Annotated in this window: 1 protein-coding gene; it reads right to left on the bottom strand. The window is 47.1% G+C overall.

Annotated features, from left to right (window positions below):
• Positions 1-253: AFG1/ZapE family ATPase (zapE, locus tag R0J87_RS19850; RefSeq protein ID WP_498888404.1), on the bottom strand; the 253-nt coding region annotated here is incomplete at its 3' end.
• Positions 254-278 lie beyond the last annotated feature (25 nt).

The following is a 278-nucleotide window of genomic DNA, read 5'->3' on the forward strand; positions in this document are numbered from 1 at the left end:
CTTTCAGTAATTTAAGCTCTTCGTGTACGCGATGCATAAAGCGGTGAAAGTGAATGCGCATTTTGCGCTTCGTCGGCAAACACTCATAAAACGTATCTACAAGATAGGTTTTGCCCCGGCCAACGCCCCCCCAAAAATACAACCCCAGCAATGGCTGAACAGTTGGCGAGGCACCAAATACTTTGCGCCACAGCGATAACGTAGCAGGTTTATGATTAATAAAATCATCATACAATCGCTGTAACTGTGTCACAGCGAACTCCTGCGCCGCATCGTAG

Origin of the sequence: Halomonas sp. SIMBA_159 (assembly GCF_046536035.1) — a bacterium.
GTDB classification, from domain to species: Bacteria; Pseudomonadota; Gammaproteobacteria; order Pseudomonadales; family Halomonadaceae; genus Vreelandella; species Vreelandella venusta_A.